At 71.1% G+C, this 7728-nt stretch carries 4 protein-coding genes; 3 read left to right on the plus strand and 1 reads right to left on the minus strand.

Annotation, left to right across the window (positions count from 1 at the left end):
- The first annotated feature begins 3 nt into the window (after window positions 1-3).
- The 3 genes from glgX to treY all read left to right on the plus strand — a co-directional run bounded on the left by glgX (window position 4) and on the right by treY (window position 6201).
- Window positions 4-2067, plus strand: a complete 2064-nt coding sequence (glgX, locus tag ACTB72_RS09205) for a glycogen debranching protein GlgX (RefSeq protein WP_463036690.1) — start codon at window positions 4-6, stop codon at window positions 2065-2067.
- Window positions 2064-3791 carry a malto-oligosyltrehalose trehalohydrolase gene (treZ, locus tag ACTB72_RS09210; RefSeq protein WP_463036691.1) on the plus strand — a complete coding sequence of 576 codons (1728 nt, stop codon included), beginning with the start codon at window positions 2064-2066 and terminating at the stop codon, window positions 3789-3791. The genes glgX and treZ overlap by 4 nt, the downstream gene beginning before the upstream one ends.
- Window positions 3792-4038: 247 nt before the next feature.
- Window positions 4039-6201: a malto-oligosyltrehalose synthase gene (gene treY, locus ACTB72_RS09215; RefSeq protein WP_463036692.1), complete on the plus strand. Its 2163-nt coding sequence runs from the start codon at window positions 4039-4041 to the stop codon at window positions 6199-6201.
- A 286-nt stretch (window positions 6202-6487) separates the two neighbouring features.
- Here treY and ACTB72_RS09220 read toward each other — a convergent pair whose 3' ends face one another.
- The gene (locus ACTB72_RS09220) at window positions 6488-7327 is read right to left on the minus strand and encodes a nitroreductase family protein (RefSeq protein ID WP_463036693.1); all 840 of its coding nucleotides are present in this window, start codon (window positions 7325-7327) and stop codon (window positions 6488-6490) included.
- Window positions 7328-7728: the final 401 nt, after the last annotated feature.

Below are 7728 nucleotides of genomic sequence, written 5' to 3' on the forward strand. Positions count from 1 at the left end.
AAGATGTCTCCGAATTACGTTGTGCATGCCGGCAGCCCCGCGCCTTTGGGCGCGACCTGGGACGGCAAGGGCGTGAACTTCTCGCTTTTCTCGGCCCATGCCGAGCGGGTGGAGTTGTGCCTTTTCAACGCCGGCGGCACGCGCGAGATCGCGCGGATCCCGCTGCCCGAGCACACCCATCAGATCTGGCATGGCTACCTGCCTGACGTGCGGCCCGGCGATCTTTACGGCTACAGGGTCCACGGGCCCTACGCGCCCGAGGCGGGGCATCGCTTCAACCCCAACAAGCTGCTGCTGGACCCTTGCGCCCGCGCCCATGTCGGCGGGCTGAAATGGCATGACGCGCTGTTCGGCTACCGCGTCGGTCACCGGCGTGAAGATCTCAGCTTCGACCGCCGCGACAGCGCGCGGCTGATGCCGAAATGCGCCGTGGTGTCGGGCGCCGCCGCCTGGGGCGGGGATGTCCGGCCGCGGACGCCGTGGTCGAAAACCGTCATCTACGAGGCCCATGTCGGCGGGATGACCGCCGGCGCCGATCATCTGGCAGAGCCGATCCGCGGAACCTTCGAGGGCCTGGCCGATCCCGGAACCATCGCCCATCTCCGGAAACTGGGCGTCACCGCGATCGAGCTCCTGCCGATCCACGACTTCGCCGACGACCGCCATCTGCTCGAAAAAGGGCTGGTCAACTGGTGGGGCTACAACACGATGGGCTTCTTCGCGCCCGCCGCGCGGTACCTGGTGCAGCCGGCCGCGTTGCAGGAATTCCGCGTCATGGTCCGCCGCCTGCATGACGCAGGCATCGAGGTGATCCTGGACGTGGTCTACAACCACACCGCCGAGGGCAACCAGATGGGCCCGACCCTGTCCTTCCGCGGCATCGACAACGCGTCCTATTACCTGCTGGGCGACGATCCACGCTATTGCTTCGACACCACGGGGACGGGGAACACCCTGAACCTCGAGAACGCGAACGTCATGCAGATGGTGATGGATTCGCTCCGTTACTGGGTCGAGGACTGCCATGTCGACGGCTTCCGCTTCGACCTCGCCTCCACGCTGGCGCGGCGGCGGGATCATTTCGACCGACAGGCGCCCTTCCTGACCGCCGTGCATCAGGACCCGGTGCTGAACCAGGTCAAGCTGATCGCCGAGCCGTGGGACACGGGCGCCGGCGGCTATCAGGTCGGCAACTTCCCCCCCGGCTGGGCCGAATGGAACGACAGCTATCGCGACACCGTCCGCGCCTTCTGGAAAGGCGACGAGGGGCAGGCGCCGGCGCTGGCCGACCGGCTGCTCGGCTCGGCGAGCACCTTCGAGCACGAGGGACGGCGGTCATGGACCAGCGTCAACTTCATCACCGCCCATGACGGGTTCACGCTGAGGGACCTCGTCAGCTACAACGACAAGCACAACGAGGCCAATGGCGAGGACAATCGCGACGGCCATTCCCACAACCTGTCCTGGAACCACGGCGCCGAAGGCCCGACCGAGGACGAGGGCGTCCTCGCCCTGCGCGACCGCCAGCGCCGCAACCTGATGGCCACGCTGATGCTGAGCCAGGGCACCCCCATGGTGCTGATGGGCGACGAGAACGGGCGCACGCAGGGCGGCAACAACAACGCCTACTGCCAGCCCGGCGAGATGAACTGGTTCGACTGGCAGGCCGAGGACCCGTTCGAGGATTTTCTGCGCGGCCTCATCGCCGTCCGCAGGGCCAAGCCGGTGCTGACCGCCGAACGCTTCCTGCACGACAGCGACGACAATCCCGAGGGCCGCTTCGTCAATTGGCGCCGACTGGCCGGCGGCGATATCGCGCCCGAGCAATGGCAGGATCCGGAACGGCGCGCCGTCGCCGTCAGCTTCCACGGACGCGACGAGGCGACGCTGTTCCTCGCCATGAACGCCAGCCCGGATGAGCGCGAGGTCATCCTGCCCGAGGGCCGCTGGCGCCGCATCATCGACACCGCCCAGGGCTCGGCCGCCCCGCAGGGCTTCGGCGCGCCCGTCGAAGGCGTCCTGACCCTGACCGACCGCGCCCTGGTCCTTCTGGAGCTTGCGCCATGAAGCCGCCCGCCTGGGGCGCCGTCCCGACCGAGAGCGGCACCCGCTTCCGCATCTGGGCGCCCGGGCCCGACAGGCTCGACCTGATCCTGCCCGACGGCGCGCACGCGATGGAGGCCGAGGGCGACGGCTGGTGGTCTCTGACCGCCGACGCGCCCCCCGGCGTCGAATACGCCTACCGCCTGCCCGACGGCACGGAAGTGCCCGACCCCGCGTCGCGCCGGCAGGCGGGCGACGTGCATTCCCGCTCGATCGTCGCCTCGGACGCCTATGACTGGCAACACCCGCGCCCGGAGCGGCCCTGGCACGAGGCGGTGATCTATGAGCTGCATATCGGCGCCTTCACCCCCGAAGGCACCTATCGCGCCGCCATCGACAGGCTCGACCACCTGCGCGATCTGGGGGTGACCGCGCTCGACATCCTGCCCCTGGCGCAGTTCTCCGGCACGCGCGGCTGGGGCTATGACGGGGTGCTGCTCTATGCGCCGCACAACGCCTACGGCACGCCGGACGACCTGCGCGCGCTGATCGACGCGGCGCATGGGCGCGGGCTGATGGTGATGCTCGATGCGGTCTACAACCATTTCGGTCCGGACGGGAACTACCTGCACGCCCTCGCGCCCGACTTCTTCGACGAAGGCGCCACGACCCCGTGGGGGCCGGCCATCGCCTATGACCGCGACCCCGTGCGCCGCTTCGCCATCGAGAACGTGACCTATTGGCTCGAGAGCTTCCGCTTCGACGGCCTTCGCCTCGACGCGGTCGACCAGATCATCGACAGCCGCGACCCGGACCTGCTGTCCGACCTCGCGCTTGCGGCCCGCGAGGTCCTGCCCGGCGCCTGGCTGATGACCGAGGACAACCGCAACGTCACCTATCTGCACGAGCGCAGCCCCGACGGCTCCGCCCCGCTGATGGACGGCGAATGGAACGACGACTGGCACAACGCCGCCCACGTCCTCGCCACCGGCGAGACGGACGGCTACTACGCCCCCTTCGCCGACGACCCGACCGGCTGGCTGGCCCGCGCCTGCGCCTCGGGCTTCGCCTTTCAGGGCGAGGCCGGGCGCGGTCTGCCTTCGGGCCATCTGCCGCCTGTCGCGATGGTGAACTTCCTTCAGAACCACGACCAGGTCGGCAACCGCGCGCTGGGCGAGCGGCTGACCAAGCTGACGGCGATGGCGCGGCTCGACGCGCTGCAGGCGATGCTGCTGCTTTCGCCCCAGATCCCGCTGCTGTTCATGGGCGAGGAATGGGGCGCGACCGAGCCGTTCCTGTTCTTCGCCGATTTCGAGGGCGACCTTGGGACAGCGGTGACCGAGGGCCGCCGCCGCGAATTCTCGGCCTTCGTCGGCTTCGCGGACGCCGTGCCGGACCCGATCGACCCCGAGACCTTCGCCCGCTCCCGACTGGTCTGGGACCGGCTGGCGCAGGGCGACCACCAGGACGCGCTGGCGCGCACCCGCGACCTGCTGACGTTGCGCCGCGACCGGATCGTGCCGCTGCTGGACGGCGTGGGCGGCCATGCGGGCCGTCACCTGCATGCGCCGAAGGACTGCATCGCGACCGACTGGCGCCTGAACGGCGGCCTGCTGCAGATGCGCGCCAACTTCGCGCGCCACCCCGAGCGGCTGGCCCCCGTGCTGGGCGAGACGCTCCATCTCACCGGGCCGGCCGCGGGCGCGCCGAATTCCGTGCTCTTCGCCCTCGCCGAGACCGCCGCATGACGATGCGCGACCTCGCCCGGCATCGAGGCCCGTCCGTCCCTCGCGGCCGCCGCGCCGCGCCGCGCGTCATGCGGGCGGGCCTGCGCCCCGTCGATCCGGTCCGACCCGGGCGGCCGGTCGACCTGCCCGGCGCGGTCCGCGGCCGCCCTGACCGACGCCGGCGCGGCCCGACCCCGGTCGAGGCCATCGCCGACCAACCCACCTTCGCCCCCATCGCGGGCATCATGCAAAAGGGGCGCTTGCGACCATGAGGCTTCCGACCGCAACCTATCGTCTGCAGCTGCGCGAGGGGATGGACTTCCACCGCGCCGCGACGCTCGTCCCCTATCTCGACGATCTGGGCGTGTCGCATCTCTATCTTTCGCCGGCCTTCGTCGCCGCGCCCGGCTCGACCCACGGCTACGACGTGACCGACGTGAACGAGATCGAGCCGGCGCTCGGCGGGCGCGCGGGGCTGGAGGCGCTGTCGGCGGCGCTCAGGTCGCGCGGCATGGGTCTGATCCTCGACATCGTGCCCAACCACATGGCGTTCACGGTCCACAACGTCTGGCTTCACGAGGTGCTGAGCCACGGGCCTGACAGCCGCTTCGCGCGCCATTTCGACATCGACTGGTCGCAAGGGCCCCTGCCCCTGCCCTGGCTGCCCGCCTCCTTCGGCGAGATGGCCGAGACGGGCGACATCCGCATCGAGGGCTCCGAGATGGTGGCCGGCGATTTGCGCGTCCCGCTGGCCGCGCCCGCCGCCGGCGACCTGACCGAAACGCACGAGGTCCAGCCCTGGCGCCTGACCCATTGGCGCACCGAAGCGGCGGCCATCGCGCATCGGCGGTTCTTCACCGTCACCGGGCTGATCGGCCTGCGGGTCGAGGACCCGGCGGTGTTCGAGGACGTCCACCGCCTGACCTTCGACCTCATCGAGCGCGGCGTCGTCCAGGGCCTGCGGGTCGACCATGTCGACGGGCTGGCCGACCCGGCCCAGTATCTCGCGCGCCTGCGCGACCGCCTGCCCGACACGCCGATCTGGGTCGAGAAGATCCTGACCGGCGACGAGACCCTGCCCGACTGGCCCGTCCAGGGCACCACCGGCTACGAGGCGGGCCGGGCCATCGCGCAGGTGCTCACCCATGCCGAGGGCGCCGCCGCGCTGGCCGAGGGCTGGCCCGACTTCCACGCCCTGCGCGACGCGGCCAAGGCCCAGGTCGTGGAAACCGAACTGCCCGCCGAACTGGAGCGGCTGACCGATCTGGCCGTCGCCGCCGGCAGCGGCGCCGAATGGGGCCGCGCCGCCTGGCGCGCGGCGCTGCTGGCCTTCGTCCGCGCTTTCCCGCGCTATCGCACCTACCTCACGGACGACGCCACGCCCGAGGCCGACGCCGCCCTGATCCGCGACACCGCGCAGGCGGCGTCGCATCCGACCGCGCCTGCCGTGGGCGATCTCGCGGACCTTCTGCTCGACCCGGCCAACGCCGAGCTGCGCGCGCGCCTGCAACAGCTGACCGGCGCGGCCATCGCGAAGGCGCAGGAGGATACGGCCTTCTACCGCTGGACGCCGCTGCTCTCGGCCAACGAGGTCGGCGCGGAACCCGACGAACCTGCGCTGGACGGAGCCGGGTTCCACGCCGCGATGATCCGCCGCCAGCGCGAGCAGCCGCATGGTCTGACCCTCATCTCGAGCCACGACACCAAGCGCTCCGGCGACGCGCGGATGCGGATCGCCGCGATCAGCCATCAGCCCGGGACGCGCGAAACGCTGCTCAGCCGCGTCGATCCGATCCCCGATCCCTGGCGGTGGTATCTCGCCCAGAGCGCCTGGGCCGCGGCGCCCGACGGGGCGCTTGCCGACCGCCTGCCCGAACATCTCGAGAAGGCGATGCGGGAGGCGAAGGTCGACACCTTCTGGATCGACCCCGACGATGCGGTCGAGCATCCGGTCCGCGAAGCCGCAAGCGACGCGGCCGCCCGGTTCCCGGAGACCGATCCGTCGCTTGCCGCGCTCGGCGACCGCGCGGCGGGACTGGCGCTTGCGCAGACGGCGCTGCAGATCTTCGCGCCGGGCATTCCCGACATCTACCAGGGCGCCGAGATCGGCAGCCACCGGCTCACCGATCCCGACAACCGCGTCGCGCCGGAGTGGGCGGCGATGGCGCGTCTGGCCGCGGGCGGGAATCCCCCGACGCCTTTCGACCGCCTCAAGTTCGATCTGACCCGGACCCTGCTGAGGCTGAGGCGCGAAGATCCCGCGCCCGACCCGGCCTGGGCGCCGCAATCCGCGCCTGCGGGGCGGCTCGCGGCGCGGCGTGGCGACGTCGTGCTGGAGATCTCGCTGGACGGGACGCCGTTCGAGACGGGCGGCGAAGCGATCTGGCCCGCAAGCGGCCCGTCCCCCGTCCGGCTGGTGCGCGCCGACTGACGCCTGCGCGGCAAGGCGGAGGGGGGCGCGCCAGCCTTCCCCTTGCCCGACGGCGCCTGAATCAGGCGGCGAGCGCTGCTTCAAAACGAGTCATTCCAAGGTATTCGTCATGGGCCGCCATCGGTGCGGTCCGCAGCGATTGACCGCATCCTGATCAACCCGCGGACGACGTCCAGGCGAGCGTCCGGATTGATCGGGCCACCGACCGCGCGCCCATGCCCGACGTTCCGCTGGCATTTCCCCCCCGGCGCGCTCCGATAGGGGCGTCCCCGCCGCCGGGCGGTCTCTAACGCAAATCGAAGCCCATGGAATTGAGGATCCCGACCAGCTTGTCGCGGCCGCTCATCGCCGAGACGGCGCCCATGCGCTTGATCACGCGCGCCGACCAGCTTTCATCGGCCATTCCGGCGGCCTTCGAAAACGCGGTCATCCTTGCGTCGTAGGCGGCCCGCAGCGCAGGCTCGTCGGCGGCGTCGTAGGTCTCGCGGTGCAGCACGGCGGCTTGCGGCAGGCGGGGCTTGACCTGGTTGTCGGCGGTGGTCGAGGCATGTCCGACGCAAAGGCCGAAGACCCCGAACGTCCCGTCCGGCAGGCCCAGAAGCGCCTTCACCTTGCGGGGGTCGTTGCGCAGGGCGCCGATATAGACGGTCGAAAGGTCCAGGGACTCGGCCGCCACCACCGCATTCTGCGCCGCGAGCGCCGCGTCGATCGCCGCGACCAGGAACGTCTCGAGATAAGGCGCGACCGGCAGTTCGGTCAGCGCCTCGGCGCCAAGCCGCTGGTTGCGGGAGATATCGGCGAGCCAGACGAGGAACAGCGGGCACTGCGCGATATGTTTCTGATCGTTCGCCACCGCCGCCAGCGCCGCCTTGGCCACGGGATCGGTCACCGCCACCACCGACCAGGTCTGGAGATTGGAGCTCGTCGCCGCCGACTGCGCCGCGGCGACCAGGGTTTCGAGCGTGCCCTCCGGCAGCGGGTCCGGCCGGTAGCCGCGGATGGAGCGGTGCGAGAGCAGCAGATCGAGATGCGCGTTCCAGGGACCGGCCGGCGGGACCGCGTCCGGACCGTAGCGGAGGGCCAGCGCCTCCGCCTTCGACAGGTCGATTTCGGTCAGGCTTTTCATGGGAGGTCCCCGTTGGGCGACGCGCGGACATGAGGGGTCCGGAACGCGGATGAGAGAAAGGACGCGCGATCCGCGCCGTCGCCCGAGGCTACGCAGCCGCACGCCGGCAGGGCAAGGGCCGGCGGTGCGGACGCGGCTCGACCCGGCGTGCCTCCCGGGCGCGCGGGGGGCGGGGCCTGTCGGACGACCCGGGCGCCCCCTGCCGGGACACCTTGCAGGGCGCCCGCGGCCGGGTCCAGGATAAGCCGCCACGCCCGGCGGAGGTTCCGGGCCGACCCGGAGATGACCCGATGCCTGGATCCGGCCAACCGCCCGAAGCCGTCGACCTGCTGGTCACGGCGGATTTCATGTATCCGGTCGACGGCGCCGACACGGTGGTGCGCGACGCCGAGGTGGCGGTC

It is taken from the genome of Albimonas sp., from assembly GCF_055129145.1.